This is a genomic window from Acinetobacter sp. 22301 (assembly GCF_052045285.1).
Lineage (GTDB): Bacteria > Pseudomonadota > Gammaproteobacteria > Pseudomonadales > Moraxellaceae > Acinetobacter > Acinetobacter pittii.
The window spans coordinates 1-23,888 of the sequence record NZ_JBQEOR010000007.1; the positions used below are offsets into that span (position 1 = coordinate 1).

Annotated in this window: 22 protein-coding genes and 4 tRNA genes; 8 read left to right on the plus strand and 18 right to left on the minus strand. The window is 35.6% G+C overall.

Going from position 1 to position 23,888, the window contains the following annotated elements; all coding sequences use genetic code 11:
- A partial coding sequence (locus ACTJJH_RS11715) for an IS3 family transposase (protein WP_143229212.1) occupies positions 1–88 on the plus strand: 88 nt, incomplete at its 5' end.
- A 277-nt stretch (positions 89–365) separates the two neighbouring features.
- Here the strand turns inward: ACTJJH_RS11715 and ACTJJH_RS11720 are convergent.
- Positions 366–1,592 carry an oxygenase MpaB family protein gene (locus ACTJJH_RS11720; RefSeq protein ID WP_440601158.1) on the minus strand — a complete coding sequence of 409 codons (1,227 nt, stop codon included), beginning with the start codon at positions 1,590–1,592 and terminating at the stop codon, positions 366–368.
- 111 nt (positions 1,593–1,703) lie between these two features.
- Between ACTJJH_RS11720 and ACTJJH_RS11725 the strand changes: the two genes are divergently transcribed.
- Entirely contained in the window at positions 1,704–2,762 is a 1,059-nt protein-coding gene (locus tag ACTJJH_RS11725) for an AraC family transcriptional regulator (RefSeq protein ID WP_005306915.1), read from the plus strand.
- 130 nt (positions 2,763–2,892) lie between these two features.
- Here the strand turns inward: ACTJJH_RS11725 and ACTJJH_RS11730 are convergent, their stop codons facing one another.
- Positions 2,893–3,984, minus strand: coding sequence for a DUF6670 family protein (locus ACTJJH_RS11730; protein WP_440601159.1), 1,092 nt, complete (start codon positions 3,982–3,984; stop codon positions 2,893–2,895).
- A gap of 412 nt (positions 3,985–4,396) precedes the next feature.
- Between ACTJJH_RS11730 and ACTJJH_RS11735 the strand changes: the two genes are divergently transcribed.
- Entirely contained in the window at positions 4,397–4,630 is a 234-nt protein-coding gene (locus ACTJJH_RS11735) for a hypothetical protein (RefSeq protein ID WP_005803604.1), read from the plus strand.
- 88 nt (positions 4,631–4,718) lie between these two features.
- Here the strand turns inward: ACTJJH_RS11735 and csuE are convergent, their stop codons facing one another.
- From csuE to csuAB, 6 genes are all read right to left on the minus strand, one after another.
- Positions 4,719–5,738: a Csu fimbrial tip adhesin CsuE gene (gene csuE / locus ACTJJH_RS11740; protein WP_002116603.1), complete on the minus strand. Its 1,020-nt coding sequence runs from the start codon at positions 5,736–5,738 to the stop codon at positions 4,719–4,721.
- Positions 5,735–8,233, minus strand: a complete 2,499-nt coding sequence (gene csuD / locus ACTJJH_RS11745; protein ID WP_440601160.1) for a Csu fimbrial usher CsuD — start codon at positions 8,231–8,233, stop codon at positions 5,735–5,737. Before csuD ends, csuE begins: the two co-directional genes overlap by 4 nt.
- Entirely contained in the window at positions 8,230–9,063 is an 834-nt protein-coding gene (csuC, locus tag ACTJJH_RS11750) for a Csu fimbrial biogenesis chaperone CsuC (protein ID WP_148728131.1), read from the minus strand. The genes csuD and csuC overlap by 4 nt, the downstream gene beginning before the upstream one ends.
- Positions 9,057–9,575, minus strand: a complete 519-nt coding sequence (locus tag ACTJJH_RS11755; protein ID WP_440601161.1) for a Csu type fimbrial protein — start codon at positions 9,573–9,575, stop codon at positions 9,057–9,059. Before ACTJJH_RS11755 ends, csuC begins: the two co-directional genes overlap by 7 nt.
- A gap of 4 nt (positions 9,576–9,579) precedes the next feature.
- Positions 9,580–10,128, minus strand: a complete 549-nt coding sequence (locus ACTJJH_RS11760) for a spore coat protein U domain-containing protein (protein WP_440601212.1) — start codon at positions 10,126–10,128, stop codon at positions 9,580–9,582.
- 73 nt (positions 10,129–10,201) lie between these two features.
- Positions 10,202–10,738, minus strand: coding sequence for a Csu fimbrial major subunit CsuAB (gene csuAB / locus ACTJJH_RS11765; RefSeq protein ID WP_002049140.1), 537 nt, complete (start codon positions 10,736–10,738; stop codon positions 10,202–10,204).
- Between the two features lie 584 nt (positions 10,739–11,322).
- Between csuAB and ACTJJH_RS11770 the strand changes: the two genes are divergently transcribed.
- The 3 genes from ACTJJH_RS11770 (at position 11,323) to ACTJJH_RS11780 (ending at position 13,425) form a co-directional block, all read left to right on the plus strand.
- The gene (locus ACTJJH_RS11770) at positions 11,323–11,961 is read left to right on the plus strand and encodes a TetR/AcrR family transcriptional regulator (RefSeq protein WP_320123645.1); all 639 of its coding nucleotides are present in this window, start codon (positions 11,323–11,325) and stop codon (positions 11,959–11,961) included.
- Positions 11,962–12,159: 198 nt separating this feature from the next.
- A complete protein-coding gene (locus ACTJJH_RS11775) occupies positions 12,160–12,561 on the plus strand; it encodes a DoxX-like family protein (protein ID WP_017386491.1) in 402 nt (133 codons plus the stop codon).
- 30 nt (positions 12,562–12,591) lie between these two features.
- Positions 12,592–13,425 carry an SDR family NAD(P)-dependent oxidoreductase gene (locus tag ACTJJH_RS11780; RefSeq protein ID WP_017480794.1) on the plus strand — a complete coding sequence of 278 codons (834 nt, stop codon included), beginning with the start codon at positions 12,592–12,594 and terminating at the stop codon, positions 13,423–13,425.
- A 149-nt stretch (positions 13,426–13,574) separates the two neighbouring features.
- Here the strand turns inward: ACTJJH_RS11780 and ACTJJH_RS11785 are convergent, their stop codons facing one another.
- The gene (locus tag ACTJJH_RS11785; RefSeq protein ID WP_440601162.1) at positions 13,575–15,410 is read right to left on the minus strand and encodes a monovalent cation:proton antiporter-2 (CPA2) family protein; all 1,836 of its coding nucleotides are present in this window, start codon (positions 15,408–15,410) and stop codon (positions 13,575–13,577) included.
- 194 nt (positions 15,411–15,604) lie between these two features.
- Entirely contained in the window at positions 15,605–16,840 is a 1,236-nt protein-coding gene (gene gltS, locus ACTJJH_RS11790; RefSeq protein ID WP_063099204.1) for a sodium/glutamate symporter, read from the minus strand.
- 432 nt (positions 16,841–17,272) lie between these two features.
- Here gltS and ACTJJH_RS11795 point away from each other — a divergent pair, with 432 nt between their 5' ends.
- The gene (locus tag ACTJJH_RS11795; RefSeq protein ID WP_086394961.1) at positions 17,273–18,424 is read left to right on the plus strand and encodes an alpha/beta fold hydrolase; all 1,152 of its coding nucleotides are present in this window, start codon (positions 17,273–17,275) and stop codon (positions 18,422–18,424) included.
- A 708-nt stretch (positions 18,425–19,132) separates the two neighbouring features.
- Positions 19,133–19,456 carry a hypothetical protein gene (locus ACTJJH_RS11800; protein ID WP_005073518.1) on the plus strand — a complete coding sequence of 108 codons (324 nt, stop codon included), beginning with the start codon at positions 19,133–19,135 and terminating at the stop codon, positions 19,454–19,456.
- Here the strand turns inward: ACTJJH_RS11800 and ACTJJH_RS11805 are convergent, their stop codons facing one another.
- The 8 genes from ACTJJH_RS11805 to ACTJJH_RS11840 all read right to left on the minus strand — a co-directional run bounded on the left by ACTJJH_RS11805 (position 19,457) and on the right by ACTJJH_RS11840 (position 23,718).
- Complete coding sequence (locus ACTJJH_RS11805) at positions 19,457–19,927, minus strand: AnBLUF65 family BLUF photoreceptors (RefSeq protein ID WP_005073517.1); 471 nt, start codon at positions 19,925–19,927, stop codon at positions 19,457–19,459.
- Positions 19,928–20,204: 277 nt separating this feature from the next.
- Positions 20,205–20,414: a cold-shock protein gene (locus tag ACTJJH_RS11810; protein WP_086265869.1), complete on the minus strand. Its 210-nt coding sequence runs from the start codon at positions 20,412–20,414 to the stop codon at positions 20,205–20,207.
- Between the two features lie 435 nt (positions 20,415–20,849).
- Positions 20,850–20,923 (minus strand) — tRNA-Trp (locus ACTJJH_RS11815).
- 66 nt (positions 20,924–20,989) lie between these two features.
- Positions 20,990–21,074, minus strand: a tRNA-Leu gene (locus tag ACTJJH_RS11820).
- Positions 21,075–21,101: 27 nt separating this feature from the next.
- A tRNA-Trp gene (locus ACTJJH_RS11825) sits at positions 21,102–21,175 on the minus strand.
- A gap of 55 nt (positions 21,176–21,230) precedes the next feature.
- Positions 21,231–21,315, minus strand: a tRNA-Leu gene (locus ACTJJH_RS11830).
- 92 nt (positions 21,316–21,407) lie between these two features.
- Positions 21,408–22,223 (minus strand): protein kinase domain-containing protein, encoded by an 816-nt coding sequence (locus ACTJJH_RS11835; protein ID WP_372551071.1) that lies wholly within the window; start codon positions 22,221–22,223, stop codon positions 21,408–21,410.
- A complete protein-coding gene (locus ACTJJH_RS11840; protein WP_005073515.1) occupies positions 22,210–23,718 on the minus strand; it encodes a DUF3336 domain-containing protein in 1,509 nt (502 codons plus the stop codon). Before ACTJJH_RS11840 ends, ACTJJH_RS11835 begins: the two co-directional genes overlap by 14 nt.
- Positions 23,719–23,888 lie beyond the last annotated feature (170 nt).

Genomic DNA, 23,888 nt, shown 5'->3' on the forward strand with positions numbered 1-23,888 from the left:
TCATTATTATAATCATGAGAGAATCAAGGTGAAGCTACAAGGTTTATCCCCTGTACAATATAGAAACCAGTTTTTAAAAACTGCTTAACTAACTGTCCAACTTTATGGGGTCAGATCATCCTACCGCAACGGGAGGAGACGAGAAGCTTACACACAAGAGTATTCCTCAGAAGGAATATTCTGATGCGGTCTAAAACAGCCTGTCAAAGCCGGCTGGCAATGTAGGCCAGCAGGCAAAGGATAGTGCTCAACACTATTACAGTCAAGCACACAAAATGACATCTGTTTTAAATTAGATCATTAAAAAAGTAAGGATAAATAATTAAAATTTATTATTAAATTTGGTTTATACAACTATTTAATCATTATCCCCTCTCATAACTAAGATCAGCCTGAGTATTTTTAATGATTTGTTGCATGAACTCATTGCGTTGTTTAGCTTTATATTTACCTAAACGATCAATACCATTAGGTAGAACACGTGCAACTGAAGTGACAACAAAATTCTTAGCAAATGAACCACCGACTAGTGCGATGCCTGTCATTGATTTTTTTGGGAAAGTTAATGAGCTTGCGATCTCTTTACCAAGCATTAAATGAGCAAGAGTACTAATATAATCTTGGGTCATTTTTCTTTGAATACGGTCTATAAGTTTATTTTGATCAATGCGTATTATTTCATCTAAGGATTGCCACAGAGCACCTCCTAACATGGCAGATGTCTCATCAGGGATAAAAACTTGATGTAATTCGATCCAAGTTAAACGCCAAATATCTCGTTCATTCGTTGGAACAAGTGAAGGATGCACCCCAACAACATGTGCTATTAAACGCCACAGGTGAAAAATATCTTCACGCTCCTGTTTCGCATAAAGTACTCCTAAAATATTTGCACCCAAAGTTGCAAGTAAGGCGAATGGTAAAATTGTTGCAGTGTAAATAACTTGATGAATAGGTTCATCCCACTGATCAAAATCCCAGTCATTTTTGGATTTCATAGCTTTGCGCATATGTGCATGGATCATTCTTATTCGTATACATGCCTTATATCCCGGACTAAAACGACTAGACATACCATTCGGAGCAGTGACATCATTAAACCAATTTAATGTTTCTACAGCACGCTTTCCTGCTTTTTTATAAAGATCTCCCGATCTTAATAAAACGTGATTGGCAACTGGAGCGACATAACTCACAGTCAAACCAGGAATAAAAATGGCAAAAGCTTCTTTACCTATTAATTGATAAAAACGAGTAGCACGCTCCAGCCTTTTATGATCTACCCAATATGGGAAGTCATCCACTACAGCAAAAAAATCTATGAGTTCTTGAGGTGGGTTATCAACCGTCTCAATTCCATATTCAAGAGCTTGATTAAACATATGCCTAGATGAAGATCCAACTCTATGCATACATTCAACTAAATTATCTGCTATAGGATCACCAATTTGTCTAAAGCAATTAAAGGATGCTATCTGTGCTTCTGTAGCATTCGGTGCATCTTTATTAAAAAATCTAGAGGCTACATTGAAAGGAAACTGTTTCATTGCACTTGGATTTTCAACAATTGCATAAGAATATTTATCCAGCATCTGGGAACTCAAAATGATCAAATATTATTTTTATAAGTTATTAAAAAAACTCTTCACACAATAGGTGTAGATATGCCATATTAATGATCAATTTAGGCCAAGACTAAATATATGCAAGATCCTTTTGGATTATTTCATGAGACCATATCCATTTCTTATGCCCGTCTTTTATTAGAGATTTGCGAAAAATATGATATTAGTGCTGCGATTCTTCTAGAAAATACAGGGCTATCCTTATTAGACATCAAGCAATATGATGCAAAGATGAGTGCACATCAATGGTCTAAATTAGTAGCCAATGCACTTCGGCTGACTGGTAACAACCGTCTAGGAATAGAATACGGATCAGCTTTACGACCAACGGCCCATGGCTCATTAGGTTTTGCTTTTTTGAGTTGCGTAGATGTAGAAACAGCTCTAAATCTTTGCCAACATTTTTTCTGTACACGTATTCAAAGTTTCATACCTAATTGGACTTTCGACGAAAAACTTGTATACATTTATCTAGACGATGTTCATCCAGTAAAATTAGGTGATGAACAGCAGTCTCAACAACTAAGAGCATTTTTAATTGAAAGTCTTTTATTTGGTGGAATTCATTTATTAGAACTACTTATTCAAGAAAATTTAGAGGAATGTGAAATTTTTCTAGATTGGTGTGAATCTTCAGATTATGAAGAGATTTTAAATAAAAATATAAAATATCATTTTAATAGTAAGCGGAATGCTATAGCTTTTCCTTTAAAATATTTAAAACAGTCCAATCCACAAGGTGATTTAGTTGCCTTCCAACAAGCTATTCAATACTGTGAAAAAGATAAAGGTTTAATAGTAAAAGATGCCACACATCATTTGCAAAACTCGATAAAGATGGAACTTTTACATAATTTTAATAAAAACTATCCTTCTCTTCCCGAGATTGCTAAACGTTTAAATATGTCTGAAAGAACGATTAAACGCCATTTACAGACACAAGGAACTAGCTTTCTTCAACTTCTTAATGAGATTCGTTTCAAGGAAGCAAAAAAACTTTTAGCAAAAGAACAATATAATATTCAAGATATTGCAAACTTGATTGGATATGAAGAGTCTACTAACTTTGTTAGGGCTTTTAAAAAATATTCAGGTATAACTCCTCATCAATATAGAAAAAAATTAAAGTCTGAATAGGCTGTACATTCAGAAAACAGAATGCACAGCAAAATTAGCTTCGTCTAGAGTTTCTGGACAATAAATCCCATCCACTGATAAACCTGATCAACTTACCTTGCTTATTTGGCAAGTTAAAAGCAATAAGTTTCTACCTTCGGTCGATATATTCTAAGTAACCCCTTCCCACTAATGGCTGATCATAGAATTCGCCTTGCCATGCATATGAAGAAACAAAACCAGCTGCCAATCCGAAACAATACGGGGTATCTACATGTGCTGAAATATCTAAAACCTTTTGATTGTTGTGATAAGCAACCCAGCAAAAAGTATTTGGTACATTCATTGAAAAATTATCGGGAGTAATCTGCGGTTCTTCTTGAAGACTCGTTACTTCAAAAAGTATATCTCCATTATATTGAATTGACGTTCCATCAATATGACGATAGTAAACAGAAGTCAAAATGGGTTGGTCTTCATAGCAAATAAAAGCCAGCAATAACTGCTGTTCGTGGTCAATATTAATAACTTGATAGCTAAAGACTTTTACAGGAAGTTGAATATTCTCAACTAACCATTTATTTTTGAGCATTGAGGTCGCTACAGCTTTCCAAGACTCAAGCGTACAAAGCCCTTTAATACTCTCACTATTGCCTTTTTGTTTAATGTAGCCGTCATAATGCATCAAGACACTAAAATGCTTATAAAAGGCACTATAGGCAAACCATGAAATAGCTTTGGTAGGCTTTAAATGAAGTTCTAGTTCTAAATCTTCTCTTTTAGTAATTAATATAAATCCATCACCATCCTCATGCATGACACTTTGATTGTCAAAATTAATCCCAAAAGGGGTTTGGTTAAACTTGATATCATTTTTGATTGAAAATGTTCTGTAGGCCTCAGGCGTTGTCGATAATGCTGTTCCATGTACCAAAGAAGCTGTATCCCCTTTTCCATCTTTAGACATTTGATAGTTGGTATCTGTAATCGTAAATCCAAGATAACCTAATACCGAAGCCCAAGATAAATATCGAAAGGGTTCAGGTAAGTCAGGAATCATGACCCCGTAATGTGTACTACCAAAGCGCTTATAAAGAGTATGATGACTGAGTTCAAACTCTTTTGGCAATGTTGCTTGTCGCTCTGGTGTAACAGCTCCCAACAATGAGCCTGAAAGTTTGGCAACCTTTTGATTGGCTTTGTCTTTAAAACTCTTTGGTAATCTATCGCTTGAGATTAACATTTTTAAGATCCTTTATTTTTATCTACTTAAAAAATGAAGTTCCATATTAGAACTTGATTATTTGCAATTGAATGTTAATAAAGGACATCTTGATCTAAGCAAATGCACTAAAACAAAAAAGCCAACTCTTTCGAATTAGCCCTAATTACCTCACGACCACGTCTGTGAAAATTGCTTTTGATTTTATTGTTCGCAACAATCTTCATCTTTTTTGTTATGAGTCTAAATTAGCCTTTCTTTATGACAATCCGATTAAAAAAACATCCAAAATCTCTCCTAAACAAACTTCATACATAAAATATGTGTTTTAGAGAACTACATCACAATTTATATAGCTGTACATTTTAAAGGCATATTCCGCTAAACGGCCAAGTCTATTATGCTTAAGTCATCTAATTGTTAAGTATGTATGATGGAACAGCAAACTTTATTACAAGAACTGAACTCACTCATTGAATACTACTCAAAAAGAACCGATTGCCCGCCTACTCGAATACGCATCGGCTATAGGGCTTATGCAAAATTGATGCAGTGTCCTCCTTTCGCGGATGAAGTGATGAACTCAGCCCTAGATCCAAATAAGCGAAAATATAAAAAGTTAAAAATTAAAATTACCAAAGATGATAATGAATTGGAACTGGAATAAGTTTTATAAAATTTGAAAATCTAATAATTTATTCAAAGATAAAAGCCCATGAACTGAGCTTTTATCTTTTATAAAAAGCAAATAGTCTTTAAAACTCGACTTGTACCGTGACCGTGTCTTGGTAAGTTCCCGCTGGTACTGTATCTGCGTTTTCATCAACAATTTTTGTGGTAAACACATAATTCTGCTGCGTTACTCCATTATGTACGCCCGGGTTAATCGTTGCATTTAAACTCGACCAACGCTCGTTACCGCTTCCCCATCGATCATTCGATGAGTTCTTGAAAATATCGTATTTTAAATACGTATTTCCCGTTTGCGACTTCATGGCACGCTGGTTACCGTTTTGAGGGGAAAGTCCATTATTTAAACTGACATAGTATGGGGTATTTACCGAGCAACGGATTCCCATAGAAGACTGAACAGGTTCAAGCTTGGACGCAAACGCCGCTGTACCAAAGTTTACGTCTTGAGCTAAAATTCGACAGTCTGGAAGTACAGTAATTGACAGTGAACCAAGCGAGTCTGTTCCAGTTCCCCAGTTAAAACCGATACCCAATACCCCGCGTTTAAATCCTGGGCTTTCAAAGAATATACCGATTCCGGCAATAGCAACCCCTGGTACCGAATAAAACCATTTTACTTTTAACGGTGAATCAGCCTGATAAACACCAGGTGATACGCTTTGCCCAGCCGGAAGGCGTATATAAAAAGGCAAATTACCATCTGGCCCGCTAAAAAGATTGACCAGTGTAAAGCTACTCATGTCTTTTTCTTGGCCTAAGCTAATGATTTCATTATTACTATCTAAAATAACAGCATTGAGCTTTTCTCCGGTTTGAGCGTTGGTAAACGAATTCGACATTTGTTCAACTCGATATTTTAGATATGTCATGTTTGCTAAAGCCAGACTAAAACCCGTACATGACAAACCAGAATTAAACTGTGAAGAATTCTCACCGTTTTCCATTAGGTAAATAGACGGAACCGAAATAGTAGATGAACCAGAAGCACTCACACTACATGCAGCATGAGCCAAATTTCCAGCCAACATCAGTCCAGAAAACATACATAAATGGCTGAGTAATTTTTTTGTTTTTATTTTCATGGTAAAGATACCTCATGACACGTAACAGGCTTAACCACCACAATTTGTTGCTTGGCTTGTTCTACATCTACAGAAAAATCTGCCTTACATACGCTCTGATCTGAACGTTGAACAGTTACGGTATTGTTGGGTTTCAAGTTTTCTAAATAGACAATGCCATCCATTCCCACATAAGACGACTCTTGGTCAGCTCTATGCACGACTGAACCAACAGGCATCGGTTTGCCGTCTGCTTGAGTTAAATAAACGTTAGCAGAAATAGACTGATGAACTGGGAACTTAATCACAACACCCGAGCCGCGTTTAGCAGCAATACGTTGTTCAACTTGCGTGATTGTAAAGTTTGAAGGTAAATCGATTGGGTCGACGCTGTATTTACCCGAATAATAAGGCGTCACCGATGGCACAAAAATATGGCCTTTTTTATTACTACGACCAATTAAACTGTTTTCGTATCTAACCAAAACATCTGGTACTTGGTTGGTATCGACCAATGCAAAAGAATCGCCTAAACGGTTTGAAGCAAATATCTCACCCCCCATATAAATAAGTGAACCAGATAGACCAAACCAATAGTTATAGTCATGGTTTCCAGACATACCAAAGTCGGTATTGATATAACCATTGCGGTAATTGACACGTGCCTGATTTAAATCTTCACTATTTTCATTAAAGCGTCGGGTCAAGTCGACACCCACACCACCCTCAGACGGTACAGAACGGTTGAAATTAATATAACCCGTATCGCCCTCTTTATTAAATGCATAACCCGAGTTCACAGTCGCGTTTCGTTGGAACAGTGGTATCGAAAGCTGAAATGCAGCACTCCACTCTTTTTCGATAAAGTCACGGTTGGCACTTAATGAAACGGTCACACCATTCATATAAGTCGGTAAAACAGGTGCCCATGACAAGTTTAAGAAGCGGTTTTTAAAGTCATTCGCCTTAGTATTAATATAACCGACGCCAAATGTGCCTGAATTTTTGGTCGCAAAGTAAGTATTGGCCGTTAAGCTTTTATTGCTATTGACCGAAATTAAATTGCTATATTGCAGCCGTGAAAGATCGGTATATTCATCATCGCGCTGGTTATGGTTAATACTAAAACCAAACCGATTACGGTTATAGCTGTACCCGACCGTATATTGATTACCCTCTAAATCTTTAGCTCGATCTTCAGACATAGACTTATCGGCCTTACTTTGGCTAAAAGAAGCACTCAGCACACCTAAGTTTGCAAGCTTGAGTACAGACCCTGCACCCAATAGCTGTAAGTCTGAAGAAAGTTCTGTACGACCTTCTACGGTAAACCAGTCATTGACCCCATAACGGGCATCGGCTGCACTTGCAAATTTTCCATAAGAAAAGTTCTTAAGTCCGTAGTCTTCACGGATTTTCCCTAAAGACAATGAGTAATCAAATAAGCCGGGCTTGAGCAAAGTATTAGAAATATAAAATGGGACCGCTGTTGTAACCTGACGCCCGACTGCATCGGTCGTGACCACAACAGCTTCCCCTTTACCATTAATAAAAGGAACATTGTTTAAAATAAACGGCCCAGACTGTACCTCTGTTGAACTGGTCTTTTGACCATTAATAATTAAATCGACTGTACTTGGCAACGCGGCTTGCCCAATAAACTGTGGCAATGGATAGGTAATTAAATCGGGTCGAGTTGAATAATTTCTCTGTACCTGAAAACCACCTAGACGGACAGAGCTTCCCCAAGTCGTTTTACTACCGGTAATAATGTCACCTAGTACAAAAGATGTAGCGTTATTTTGGTTATCAAATTGCCAAGATGTGTCATAACGACGATAGCCATCATTGTCTAAAGACTCGGCGTTACCTTCATTTTTATATTGATTTTTGACATAGACACCAGAGTTTTTAATGACCCCTAACGGAGAGAAAAAACGCTGCTCAGTAAATAAACTACTGGTTGAACCGCCTTGATAGGGTCTATAAGTATAAAAATCATAGTTATTGAGTAGCCCTATACCAGACTGAGCAACGACAGGCTTATACCATGAGTCTTTACCTAAAACTTGAGTCGGCATCCAAGCAGGTGGAAAGTTAAGCTTAAAATATTGGTTTGATGATTGATATTCATAGCTTACATCTTTCAACTTATCTAAAGATATCCAGTCACTTGCATCACCACTAAACCCCAAAGTTAAGATATCTTGATTGGTTAAAGCGGTCTCGTTGTTTGTCAGTAGCTCCTGAGGAATTTGAATTTCTAACTCATCAATCAGCTTGTTTTTTTGTATGAAGTACTCATCATTTTTAACGATGACAGGCACAACCTGCTGAACTGAATATTGGTTTACAACCAAGTCTAGATATAGCTTAAACAATTGATTAATTTCGTTAATATCTTTTGGTGGTGGAGGCAAATCGCCAGCAACAGCAACATTTGGAATATTTAAGCATCCACCCGACAACAAAATTAGCAAAATACTTTTGCATAAATTATTATGCCGAAGGATCATGTTGGATCCTCCATTTTTGTGATTTCGATCAACTCTTGTTTTATGCCAGAGCTATCAACACCATAAATTTTAGAAGTTTTTAACAATTCATTTGCAGTCGACTTATCAATAGCAAACTTCACGGTACTATTCGATAAAACATAGCCAAAAGCAGCTTTCCCTAAAGAAATATCATTGCCAGTTTTTGAAGTTTTAAGTGCCGAAAGACGCGCAAATTTCTGTCCATTATTTTTTAAATATAGCTCAGACTGGCCTTTCTCATTGTTGCGGACGGACCACTGTAAAACGGGTTTGGCTAAAGGATTTTTTGCATTTGCTTTTTGGCTCTCTTCAGTTAAACCACTACCAATACCTTTTCCATAGGCAAATAACGGAATTGAGTAACGCATTTGGAAACTCACTTTAGAAGCGTCTTGCTCGTTTCCATCGGAAAGGCGAATCGGTAACTCATCTACAATCAACCGATATGACTGTTCTTTGCCATCTGGCAAATTGGCGCTTTTGGTTAAACGAAGCATATGCTTCTCACCTGCTTTAATTTTAGCTACAGGCGGGCTTGGTATAATTTCGGATTGCTCATTATAGTTATCTTTTAAGCCATCTTGATTCCATTTAAACACCCGAATTTGCACCATCGCATCGGTCTTGCCGGTATTTTGAAGCCAAACCGCTGTTGCTTTTTCATTGGCTTCAATTTTTGGATAAATAGGCCAAATTAAAAAAGTTGCTTGCGCCATCACAGGTGTAACAAGTGATAATGTACTTGCAAATAAAAAAGATTTTAAAATGCCATTTTTAATAAATGCAGAATTGTTCATACAAATCACCATGTAATCATTATTGAAACAGTATCTTTATAAATTCCAGCAGTATGTGGTTCATTATTATTTTCTAAATCAACGACACCATATATTTCAAAATTTGCCAGACGGTTTGTAGGTGCTGTGGCAGGCAATAAATATTTATTACCGACAACATATTCAGTAGACAAACTGCTAGAGTTATATAACTTATAAGGCAAATAATTCGAAGATGAACCATTTTTCATACGTCTTATATTATTCTGTAGATTTTCACCACCATCTATAGAAATACTAACAGGCAAGCTTTCAGTACAACGAATATTCCAAGATTCTTTGCTATTTATAATATTAGAAACGACTTTATCTTTTGATAAAGCTGAATATTTACCAAAATCAATTTTCTGTTCGATATTATCTATTGAGCATCCATTTTCAATTTTAGCCTGAACTTTAAAACTAGAATTTAATTGAGGATCTACCGCATATATAAATGGACTTACAGATAGCAATAATATTGCTTTAAAATAAAAATATTTCATTTTCTTAAAACTCAATTGTAATTGGCACTATATCTCTATACTCACCCTTAGATATACGACCACCATCGTGTATGGCTTGACCAAAAATATCGATATTCTTTTTAGTATTCATATCATTAAGAATAAAAGCATCATTCGCTCTAATCACTTGTTTATCTAAACCATAGAGCAAGTTATAAGCAACAAAATCTCTACCATTACTTAATGCATGATAATAATTTTGTGAAAAATAAGCAGGAACTTTACTATCATTATTTCCAGAACCAAATATTATTTTTACAGTAGAAATACCAGCACACTGTATCTGTAAACCAGAGTTTCCATTATTTATCAAACTTGCGTCGACCACCCCATTAAAACCAGTTGAGGTTTCACCAAAATCAACAGTTCCGAAATTTAAATTTGTCGCATTATTTTCAACAACTTTATTATTAATAGAACAAGAAGGTAATAATTCAATTTGATTTGTTAACTTAGCTCCAATTTCACCCGCATTTAATGAAGAAATTAAAAAATAAGAAATTATAAATATAGAACCGCGATTAAATATCATCTCCCCTCCATTTAAAACAGGTTCACTCGCTTTTAAGTAAACCTGCCACTCAATCAATTATTTCTTTTTATATTTAGAAATTTACAGTAACTAATAGAGTATCTTTATAATCACCTTGGGCTTTTGCTGTGCCAGTGTTTGGAGCAATTGCACCGAAAATTGGTACCGCTGTAGCTTGGCCACTAACTGTAGTGAACTGTTGTGGCTGGTTTACAACATAAAGGTTTGTACGAGCAGCATCGCGGTAAACGTTATATGCAACTACATCAGCAGAAGCAGTATTTTTTAAAGTACGGTCTGTACGTTCACCACCATCAATTGCAACTGTAAAATCAACAGGATCCGTGCCGTCACAAGTCACAGAAATATTACCGCCTGTTGCTGCTGAAGCGACTTCAGCTGTTAATACGTTGTTCCAAGTACCAGAAGTTTTACCAAAATCTAAAGTACCAAACTTGTTCATATTCCCTTCAGTTTGACTACCACCTACAGTACAGCCTGTTGAGATATTTAATTTAACGTCAACCTGTCCAGTAACAGCCGCTTGAGTATTTACTGCATAACCAGCAACTATTAATGCTGCAAGAAGTGATTTCTGAATGTTTTTCATATTCATAACCTACATATATAATGATTAGTTTTGTAGAACAAAATGAATCAAACTCAATAAATAAAATATGTCCAATTTGTTTTATATATAAAACAAACTACCTTTTACTATTGTGTGATTCTTTTCACAATTTAATAACAATTATTTAACTTGTATACACACATTACAAAAAGACTATGTTTACTTATTTAAAATTCTTTCTTTAACAGTTAAAAAAACACCTAACTAAATACCCACCCCTACTTTAAAAAAAAGTCCAAGAAATAGAGAAAATAAATATCATCTATCAAATAAAAATTAGTCAATATTTATTCAAATACAATAATTTATAGATTTAATAAAATCATAAGAAACTCATTATTATTTAAACAGGTCACACGACCTATTTTAACTATTACTTAAGAGACAAAAATAAGTCACACGACCTATTTTTTAATTTTAGATTAGGTCATATGACCGATATTAAAAAATTATAGGTCACATGACCCATAATTAGTTTAATAGAATTTAAATATTTTATTTATATTTTTCTAATTTCATGGTTTAGAATGCCTTTTTTTTAAATAGTACTTACAGGCTGGATAATGATCAAAATTGATACCTTTGATACTATGCAAATAAAGAAGTCCTTTACCACACTAAAAGGACAAGAAAGAGTAAAGCAAATCTTAAAAAATGCTGAGATAGTTTTTCTTACCAAAGGTTATTCTGGTTTTAGTATGCGAGGAGTTGCAGCTCAATCGAATATTAGTTTAAGTACCTTACAGCATTATTTCCAAAATAAAGATAGTTTATTAAAAGCTTTACTCGATAAATTAATTTTCGACTACATACAGCGTATAGAAATTTTAATCAACTTAAATGCAAATGAGCCACCCTTGCATCGGTTTATGAATATTATCACCAATATAATATATGAAATAGAACAACCGGTCATTACGCATACATTTAAAGAGGTATTTTCTATTTCAGATCACTTACCCTATGTATATGATTCTTTATCAATGATACAAAAGTATAATTTTGAACTTATATATAAAATTATACTCCCTATTCATAATAAAATCTCATCAGAAGAATACAAAGAAAGAGCCATAATTATAATTACACAGCTCAACGGTTATTTAGTTCAACATTCAAACAAAAATACAGATGAATGCTATAGACAATTTCTAAGAAATATACTTTTAAAAAATATATCAAGATTAGTTAGTGAACCATAAAATTAAAAACATAGGAGTATTTCTCCTATGTTTTAATATAAAATTTTCCTATCATATCCCTACATTAATGTTAAAAAACAACCATAAGAAATGATTAAAAAAACTAGCTAGTCTTATTAGCTATTGAAGAATAAATTAAATCAAAACATAATAATCGCAATGATCAAAATTGAAATTTCAATCTTTTAGAGAATCTTAATGGACAATGCTAAAGCATTAAAATTTATAAGCTTTATGCTCGCTTTCTTGTGGTTTTATCAAGGACTGGTTCCTAAACTAATTTTTATTAACTCTGATGAAATATTTGTATGGCAAACCATCGGACTTTCTTTTGAGTATGCAAAACTTGCAGGGCGCGCGAGCGGTATAGCTGAAATTATTTTTGGTTTATTGTTTCTTTTTTATACTCATAAATATATTCACTATTTAAGTATTTTAGGTTTATTCGGTTTACTATTCTTAATTGGTTTTTTAAAACCTTCTACACTTATCTCGCCTTATAACCCTATCGTAATGAATATTTCGATGATAAGTTTATCAATTATCTATTTGCTTTTATTAAAAGAGCAAACAACTCATTTTCATAAAGCTGCTCAATAGCGTTAATTTTAAAAAAATTTAGAGATTTCAATGAGTTTATCTAGTCGTGAAGTTGGCTGCGTAGTCATCACTGGAAGCACAAAAGGTATAGGTTTAGCACTCGCCCACGCTTTTTTAGATCTGGGATGTTCAGTTGTCATCGCTGGACGAAACGCGGAGCATCTTAAGCATGCTCTCACTCACCTAGAAAATCATTTTAGTAAAGAAAAATTTATTGGTTCATGCTGTGATGTGACACAAATTGCAGATTTACAAGCCTTATGGGAGGGAGCAATTCAGCATTTTGGACAAGTAAATGTGTGGATTAATAACGCAGGCAGCTGCCACCCAACGAAAGAGTTTATTGACCTTCAGTCAGATGAATTAAATGCAGCCGTTTCAACTAATATTTTGGGCACAATGCTTGGTTCGCAAGTAGCTCTAAAAGGCATGCTCCGACAAGGATATGGCCAAATTTTTAACATGGAAGGTTGGGGAAGCAACGGAGAATGGAGTCCAGGAATGACCCCCTATGCGACCACTAAACAAGCAGTAAGTTATTTTAGCAAAGCACTTTATAAAGAGACCAAATCGACTTCTATTTTAACTGGTACGCTCAGCCCCGGTATGGTCGCAACCGATCTGTTAGTTTCGTCTTGGACCAATGGCAACGTACAACACTGGAAAAAGATGAAGCGCTTATTTTTCTTTGTGATTGATCCGCCAGAAGTTGTTTGTTCATATTTAGCAAAACAAATTATTCAAAACAAGAAAACCAATCGACGCATCGCATGGATGACGCCTTGGAAGCTTTTCCTTAGATTTTTACAACCCTATTATTGGCGCAGAAACCCAGTTAAAGGTACGGCTTTAGAGCGTTTGTAATCGGGTTTATGAATATAACTAAAAATCTAACTTTAATAAGGTCAAATGATTTGATTGGCAAACGGATGGAATTTAGCAACTTAAGGTACTTCCACCAATAAAAATGCTCAGTAAAAGCTTTTCTAAAAAACTCTTACTGGGCTTTATGACTAATCCACACCCTCATTCTCTGAGGTATCTTCCTTATTTAAAATCCGCCCTTCTTGTTTTGGTCGAATCAATGGCGCAGTTGGTCTTGGGTGATGAGTATGTGTATATTGCATACCTACTCCCGCATTGACGTCATCTGCCGCGATTTCAGTTTCAAAACGCTCATTATCTAAATCCCGAATTTCTTCGGTAATTCTTTCTACCTCGTCTTCATCCACACCAAGTTCTTGCAAAATCACACCGCCAAACTTAATTGCTGATTCAAACGTTTCACGAATCATAAAGTCCACTTTTTGTTTGACTAAATGCAGTGAATGCTCGCGGTCATATGAACGTACTAATAGTTTTGCCAAAGGAAATTCATGGGTCACGAGTTCTACAATTCGATTAGTCGTTTCCTTACTATCTACACACACCACAATTGCTTGTGCTGTTGCAGCACCGGAAGCATGTAAAATATCTAAGCGACAACCATCGCCATAATAAATTTTAAAACCAAATTTTTCGGCGTTTCGAATCATGTCGGTATTATTATCAATAATGGTGACATCGACACCTCTTGCTAACAATAATTGACTGGTGACCTGTCCAAAGCGCCCAAAACCGATCATTAAAACGCTACCACTTAGCCCGTCGGCAATATTGATATTTTCTAATGAAACCTTCGTTTTTGCTTGAGTAGAACGTTTGAAAATAATACCGACTATTGGGGTCAACACCATTGAAAGCACAACAATGGCGGTTAAGTTAGATTTAACAGTACTATCAATAACTTGTGCACTTAGCGCAGCCGAGAAAAGTACAAAGGCAAACTCTCCACCTTGAGCCATAAGTAAAGCGCGATCCAACGCTTCTGTATGAGGGCTTTTCGTTATTCGAGCGACCATATAAATCATGAGCGCTTTGGCAAGCATCAGGGCAATTACGCCACTCACAATCAGTTGCCAGTTTTGAGCAACTACCGATAAGTCCAATGACATACCGACCCCAAGGAAAAACAGGCCCAGTAAGATTCCTCGGAATGGTTCAATATCCGCTTCAATTTGATGTCTAAATGTTGATTCAGATAAAAGTACACCCGCCAAAAAAGCACCCATCGCCATAGTCAAACCACTGACTTGCATGAGTAACGCCGCACCCAACACAACCAACAATGCCGCCGCAGTCATGACTTCTCGGGCTTTAGCAGCGGCCAACAGTCTAAATAATGGATTAAGTAACCAATACCCTGCCGCAATAAGCCCTGCAATTGCGATTAAACCAATTCCTATATTTTCTAATCGTACCGACGTGCTTTCGACCACATGATTCGGTGCCATAAAAGCAACAATAGCCAGCAATGGCACAATGAGTAAATCTTCAAATAGTAAGATGGCTACAATCTTTTGCCCACGGGGCTGAGTCAAATCACCCCGATCGCCCAATAACTGCATCACAATCGCAGTCGAGGTTAAGACGAACCCTGCCGCACCAATAAAAGCAACTTGCCATGTAAAGCCAAATAATAGCCCAACGCCAGTCAAAGCCAGCGCGCAAATAATAATCTGTAGCGTACCAAGGCCAAAAATCTCGCGTCTAAGACTCCACAAATGTGACGGCTGCATTTCCAAACCAATCACAAAGAGGTACATCACGATTCCCAACTCGGCAATATGCAAAATTGCGGCAGAATCTTGAAAAAAAGCAAAACCGAATGGGCCAATAATTAGACCCGCAATTAAATAACCAAGTACTGAACCTAAACCAATACGTTTAAAAATAGGAACTGCAATGACAGCCGCTGCCAATAAAACTACGGGGGCAACTAAGCTAATTGAATGTGCTTCTGAGCTCATACATTTCTCATTTTATTTATCTGCAATTTATTCTATGTGAAACGAGGTTCAAGGGCGATTATTAGTTTTGAGAAAAAGCATCCTAAAAATAAAATGGCTTGAGTCATACGAAAATAAAAATTGAGCCTATAAATAGGAATCAAATACTCATGGACAAACACCCATAAAAAAAGCCCTAACGGGCTTTTTTTATATTAGGCAATAAATTTCAGCATGAGCTGAATGACTGTCGCATTAATTAAGTCGACAAAGAATGCGCCACAAAGCGGAACAATCAAGAAAGCCTTATGCGATGGACCATACATATTAGTAATGGCTTGCATATTTGCCACAGCTGTTGGTGTTGCACCCATACCGAAACCACAATGACCTGCTGCCAACACTGCTGCATCGTAGTTTTTGCCCATGACGCGGAACGTCACAAATGCCGCATATAAAGCCATCGTAATGGTTTGCGCACCTAAAATCACGACAAGTGGACCAGCTAAGTCGGCAAGTTGCCAAAGTTTTAACGAAAGCAATGCCATTGCTAAATAAAGCGACAAAGACGCGTTACCAAATACATCAATCGCACGGTCAAAAATATCAATTTTCAACACGCTTTCTAAAATGTTTCTTAAGATTACACCGCCACCGAGTGCCCAAACGAAAGTTGGTAACTCAAACCAAGTTCCTTTACTAAAACCAGTCATAAATTCAGCAAATGCTAAACATGCTGCAAACATACCCAGTGTAGTAATTGCATTATCGGCAGTAATTAAACGGACTTGATGCGGGTTTTCAAACGGAGCAAGGTCATCTGAATTTTGTTCAAGATGTGTGTCGCGATTTTGGATTTCAGCGTTAGTTTTTGGTTGAGCAAGACTATAACGATTAATAAGTAATTTCGCTAACGGCCCACCAATCACACCACCAATAATCAAACCAAAAGTAGCACTCGCCATACCTAATGCTAAAGCACCCTGAATACCATGCTGGGTTTCTAAAATTTCACCCCATGCGCCAGCTGTACCATGACCACCTGTTAAGGTAATTGAACCAGCAATCAAACCAATAAGTGGGTCAAGGCCCAATAAAGTCGCAAGGCTCATACCAACAGCATTTTGCACAACAATAAATGAGGCTACACAAATTAAGAAGATAATTAAAGCAGTGCCACCTTCTTTAAGCTTCATAAAATTAGCACTTAAACCAATTGAAGCAAAGAACACGAGCATAAAGCTGGTTTGTAATTCACTACTAAAAACAATGCTATACCCCCACAAAGTGTGGACAAGTAAAGAAACTACAGCAGCAACCAAACCACCCGCTACAGGTTCAGGGATATTATAACGTTTTAAAAAATCAATACGATTAACAAGAAAACGGCCCAACAATAAGACGATAACCGCCGAAATTAGTGTATAAAAACCATTAAAAACAAATTCCATATATACTACTTTCTGATTACATTCCTAATGGATTGTAAAATAATTATATTTTATTTTTTATTATTTAAAAAAAACACAAACAAACTTTACAAAAACCATCTTTATTTAATAATAATCATATAAATCAATTTGTTATTTTGAGTATTTAGTAAAAAATCACAATGTATCCTCTCTTAAATTTCTATATTGCTTTGATAATTAATTTTTTAAACATTTAAATGCTCAAGCGATGAAATCAAGACATCTGGTTGCCTCAATCTTATTACCGATTTTTTAAGTAAGAGTATGTTGGGCTAAGCTAAGCTCTACTTGATACATTTAAAGAAAAATCCTGTCCTTTGGGTCACTGAACTTCTCCATCATTCACTTTAATATCCTTCAAAGACCAGCTCTTTACTGTTCTGGGCAACATCTTTATAGGTTTTATATTCAATGAGTTTATTGCTTAAAGTTCGTCAGAACGTTCCACAGCTACAATCTATTAAAAAATCTCTTCAGACACGTGCTGGTCAAAAAATACCTCACATGCTGATCAATGCATCAGATCTCTTTTTCAGAGGCCCTCAAATAGCTTTGTCAGGAAAAACACCTTTTGATGTGATTCATAAGCATGAAATTATTAGCTTACGCCATTATAAAAATGAGACTGATACCTCTACCCCTAAACACCGCGTACCTTTAGTTATTGTTCCACCACTAGCAGTGAACATGCTCATTTACGATTTGTTCCCTACTCGTAGTTTTGTACGTTTCTTTTTAGCCCAAGGGTTTGATGTTTACTTAATTGACTGGGGCATCCCAACTCGGCACCAAGCAAAATACAACTTCGGTACTTATATTAAAGTTTTCATGCCAGAGATGTTAAAGCAAGTTCGCCTACACAGTGGTCAGCAACAGCTTTCTTTGCATGGTTGGAGTTTAGGCGGCGCACTTTCGCTCTGCTATACCGCATTGTTTAAAGATAAAGATATTAAAAATCTAATTATTCTCGCTTCCCCTATCGACACACACAAAGCAGGTTATATGGGGAAACTATACGGTAGTCTTACCAAACCTGCCGAATGGGTTCGCAAACATACGCCATTTCGTATTCGTCATCATGTACCAAGTGAAGCATTTCATATTCATGGTTGGCAAAATACCCTTGGTTTTAAATTAACTGACCCGATTGGAAATCTGAAAACATATTGGGAACTTTTTAAGAATCTAGATAACCGAGAGTTTATTGTCGACCATGCAACCTCAAGCTCATTTATCGATAATATGTTGGCCTATCCGGGCGGTGTCATGCGCGATATTATTCTCCGTTTCTGGATTGATAATGAACTGTCTAAAGGTGTAGTTAAATTTGGTGAACTTACCGCCTATCTAAAAGACATTAAATGCTCTGTGTTAGCTGTCGGTGGTAACACAGATATTATTGTCACAGCTGATGCTGTTAAACCACTCATGGATTTAATTAGTAGCCAAGACAAAACATTTAAGGTGGTACCAGGTGGTCATATGGGCGTAGTTTCTGGTAGTCAAGCACCCACTACGGTCTGGCCAGAAGTAAGTACTTGGTTAGCTACTCGTTCAGAATAATTAATTCAAAATCAGTAAAGCCAGTGTAGTCAGTTCTATGCTGGCCATAATTCAAATTTTATAAATCTGATATTCTAGTTTCATTTATATTGCAGTAGTTTTTTCTCTTAATTCAAAAGCAGCTCATTACTAGATGACACAAAAATATAAATATAATTTCCTCACTATTAATCACATTAAAAACCCTTCAACACATAAATTTTATTTATTAGAAATATAATTTAATAAAACAATATTTTATCAAATGTTAAAATTTTTTAAATAAATTAATTTTCTCTTATTAATATTTATAAATTTTAAGAAAAGTACCTCTTAAAGTTGATGTTACTTTTTGTTATTTATGTAAAGCTCATCTAAACAATATATTTACTTAAGTTATTGTTAAAAAAATTTTTTTATAAATTTAATTTTGTAAAATTCGATCATTATTTATACAAATGTAGGCAATCTCTCACAATTATGTAAGCCAAAGCTTACAACTCAAATAATTGTTTTTCTTATAATTAATTTCAGTACATATAAGCACTCTTTACTATTAAATAGAAAGCTGAATATTAATAAAGAGATCTGGAGAAAATGATAAAGTCATCTTTATTAATATAAAAACTCTTAATAATAGAAAAAGAATCTCAAAAATTAATATGTACTATCTTTCCTCTGGAAACAGAGGAAAGATACTTTTTTTAATCATCAGATAGGGTATAGAAAATGTTTATTGCAAAAAATATATTTGTATATTTACTATCAATGTTAGCTTTATGCTTACTGATTATTTTCTTTAATTACATAGGAATGAACGAGACGATTAATCTCCTTCTCTCTTCTGCACTGTTTGGAATATTTATTACTTGGTATTTTAAAGGTAGTGGACTCTGTCTCGCCCTATTTAGCTTTTTTTATTGGGCTATGTTTGTCATTAGTCAAAGCTTAGAAGTGATATGGATGCTCGCAAGTTCAGTTATTGTATATTTAGTCATGACTAAAATATTACCTAAACTCAAGACCATCCATATTGGCGTGATAGCCAAATAGCTAAAACGGTTTCACCCCACGATTCACCATACCCACTTTCTTAACTGTGTTAATTTTAGTTTGTTCGGCAATGACTAATTCATTGATGAAAGCTTTTAAATTTTGCTCATCAAGACGAATAGGATTAAAAGTACTTTCTCCCATTTTTAGAAAGAAAGATTCGATATTTGTATTACGTTGTACATATTTCATTGACCATCGTTGAAACGAGTTTTGTTCAATGGAATATGTACACAACCATTTAACATTGTGGTGTCTTTCATCATTTGTAATTTTTTCAAATAATCGTTCAACCACCTCTCGTTCACCTTCCAAGCATTGAAAGAAAGCATTATCGGCATAATAGAGCACCCCACAGATCTGATTCAAATCATTGAAATCTCGTGCTTCTGTCAAAATATCACGTAAATCTTGCAACAAGTCTTCATTTTTTTCGTTCCGTTGACTGGCATAACACAGGCGAACGTTCATTAGCAATTCCGTGAAATATAAAATTTCTTTATTTAAAGATTTTTTAATCTACCATATCCCTATTACTAATAATTTATATTTCACACATATTCTAAAGTTTATTTTAAAAATACGTTCGATTATTAACTATAAGAGCTTAATAACTAATGATTTATATTCACAAGAAAATAAAAAGCCCTCCTATTGAGGGCTTTAATACTCTAAAAGAACAATAAATTTCTTTAAAAGCTAAAATAAAAAAAAGCACTAAAAAGTGCTTTTTTTACTTGCTGTTATATTATTGTGGAATAATATTTACAGCATTTGGGCCTTTTTGCCCTTGAGTAACGGTAAATGTTACGCGTTGACCTTCATGCAAAGTTTTGAAACCAGAACCTGTGATTTCTTTGAAGTGAGCAAACACATCTGGACCGTTGTCTTGTTGAATGAAACCGAAACCTTTAGTTTCGTTAAACCACTTTACTGTACCACTTACTGTATTAGACATGATATATCCTACTGATTTCTAATATTTTAGAATCATTAAATAATGACCCTATCATAACTTTGAAAAAAGAATAACAAATTGAGCTTAATATCTTAAAAAACGAAGGATTATGACTAAAACTACGATACTTAAAAGAAGATTTACTAACAAGTCTTTTTTCTAGTTAACAGCATCATACATGAAATAAAATTGTATTCAAGGCTTTTATATAAATAATTTCCAAAACTTAAGTTAAATAAATATAAAACAATAGCTTAATAAAAAGATTAAGAAATTCAGTATATTGCTTAATTAAAAAACAATCTATGATGTGATAAAACATTGAAAAGCAACAGCTATAAAAATATCTATTTAGAAAATTGCTTGAGCACGAATGAAAAGTTATTTTTAAAAATATAAATAATAAAAAAACTCCCGAATAGGAGCCTTATTTTATGGCAGAGGATCAAGGACTCGAACCTTGACGAACGGTTTTGGAGACCGTCATGCTACCATTACACCAATCCTCTATATTCATGATTAAACACTCAAGATTTAATCACAAAAAAAGCAAGATCATAATCTTGCTTTTTTAATGGTGGGGGCGAAGAGACTCGAACTCTTACACCTTGCGGCGCTGGAACCTAAATCCAGTGCGTCTACCAATTTCGCCACGCCCCCATCTGGGACATTTATTTAAAATAAATGTGGCAGAGGATCAAGGACTCGAACCTTGACGAACGGTTTTGGAGACCGTCATGCTACCATTACACCAATCCTCTTCCAAGATCTAGATGACTTAACATCTACATCAAACTTTAAGTTATTAACTTAAAGTGGTGGGGGCGAAGAGACTCGAACTCTTACACCTTGCGGCGCTGGAACCTAAATCCAGTGCGTCTACCAATTTCGCCACGCCCCCGATGGCTGTGTATATTAGCGATAAGATCTGACAGTGACAAGTGTTTTTTTTCTAAAAAAAACTAACCGTGTAAATTGTATACAGATACTAGATCAATGATTTTTATCAATTTGAATCTGTTTTAAGCAATTTATTGCTTCATCAGCATTTGAAAATCGATTTTGCTGCTGTTTTTGTAATAAACCTGCAAATAAGGGATAAAAAATCAAAAACTGCGCGGGTAATTGAATGGTTAAATTTTGACAGTGTAAGATTGCCCAATCACGATAACTACCTGCTTCTAAGCGAGTTTGTGTTAACCATTCATATAAAACGATGCCAAATGCATATAAATCGCTTTGTATTCCCTTATACCCTCCTCTAAATAGCTCAGGAGCCATATAACGAGGTGTTGCATCCATGACTGTATCGCAACTTGAAATCGGTCTCGTTTTCTCAAAATCAATTAAATAAGGCTTTTGCTGAAAATTTCTAAAATGTTCTGCCTTGACGTCTCCATGAATCCAGCCAAGTTCGTGAAGCTCTGCAAGCTTATTTATTGCTAACCAAATCTTACGATATACATCAGTTAAACCACTTTCATGAACCAATGAACCGAACCACACGTCACTATTAGGTAAAATTAAAACCTTACCCAAAGAATGATCTAGCTGAGGAATTAAACTGCCCTCAATCAATTTATAAGGTAAAAGCCATGCAGGTTTTTTAAAGTGAATTTCTTCGTAAAATAATTGCTCATGCATGAAATCTTGCTCACTTTGAGCATGGGTTTCAGGCAAATGATATTTTAACCAGTAATTTTCGGTATCTATGGTACATGTCCATAAACACCGCCCTAACGCTGCACTTGTTGGCTTTGTTACACATGTTAAGTTTTCTATATGCGAAGCAAAATCATGCTTCAGCATAGTAAGACTCAGGCTGTTGTTTCTTTTCTTCAAAGCGCAAAACTTCTAAACAATGCTGAATCGTCTTACCAATACGAGCATGGGTCTCAATTGAAGAAATTTTTGGCCAAGTTGCACGTTCCCCTTCTCGTTGCAAACGCTTAAACAGATGCGGACGCGGGTTTTGCAAAGTGTAGGTATAGTGACTTAGGCTATATTTAGCAATGATATTCACATCACCATAATAACGCTGTCCCATTACGCCATAGCCATGATCTAACAATCTTCTAACTGGGGATATAGAACCAAGTCGTTGACGCGTAAAGTCCATAATGCCCATTGATAGCACTTTACCTTGGCGTCTTAGAATTCTTTCAGGCCAGCTTAAAACGTCTTTACGGAAGCGATCCGCATCATTTTGCATAAATGGAACAATATGTGGGTTAACCTGACTCGCAATGGTGTAGTTTAAATTATAAAGCCGCGCCATTCTTTCTTGCGGGAAATCGCTTCTTACACTTCCATCTACCCACTTTGTATTTGCCATATAAGGTGTATGTTCACCGTCATAACGTTTACTGGTTAAGCGTACTGGTGGGAATAAAATTGGCACAGCACATGAAGCCAATACAGCACTCCACACCAAAACATTCGGTGTCATAATGGCGTTCATAATTCTTGGGTTTTCTGTTGCATCATACGGCGCTACAGCCACATTAATGTTTAAACCTGATTTTTTAAAAGCCTCTTCAAACGTAAGATCGCCTAAATTCTCAATGAGGAATTTTTTTAAATACTGAACATCGGCAATTCCACCATTCCCTTTAATGAGTTCACGGAATTTCCTAAAATGAAAAGCGTCACTAAAGAATTGCTCACCATTTAATAAGTTTTGAATATCTTCACTGGCAGAGGTTCCAAGCATACCTGTCATAATTGCCCCTGCACTTGAGCCAGAGAGCACTTTAGGCATTAAGTCTTGTTCAATTAAAGCTTTACACACACCTGTATGAAAAAGGCCTAAAGTCGCCCCACCCGAAAACATAAGTGCAGGTTGTCCATATGCCTTTTCACAGTTTTCAAAAAACTCAATTTTTTCTTTTCTTTGAAACGTAATGCATTCACTTGAAGCGATGTAAGCCAAGCTTTGGCTAACTTCTTCGATATAGTCTTCAATTAACTTTTTTGTACCGACATGTGTTGCGGCAAAAAGCATTGGATGACCAATATTTGCAATATCGTAAGTTAGACCCTCTTTAAGTAAATAGATGAGGTCTAATGTCCGATGTTGCTGACGATATCTTTTGAGCAAAGTGTATCGATAAGAAATCAGTTCGGCATCGAAGTAAGGTGAACTATTATCAAATTTCCACTCTTGCACACCCGTTTCTTCATCTAATTTTAATGCAAAAGACTTCCATTCTTCATAAGATTCAGCCATGTCTAATTGACGTTGTAATTTTTTGATACGGTAAGCCTGATGTGGATTCATATCACTTCGTATTTTTTCAAACATATTTCGTCCTCATCTTCACAGATGATTTTACTGAATAGACATCACAACACTATGCTCGGTCTGAACATTTCAATCAATTGCAAAACCGATAAAGTGGATAGGTAATAAGTTTTTTGTCAGCCTGTTAATTTCGGTGTTAGTATCCTATCAAACACTGTTTAACATGATTG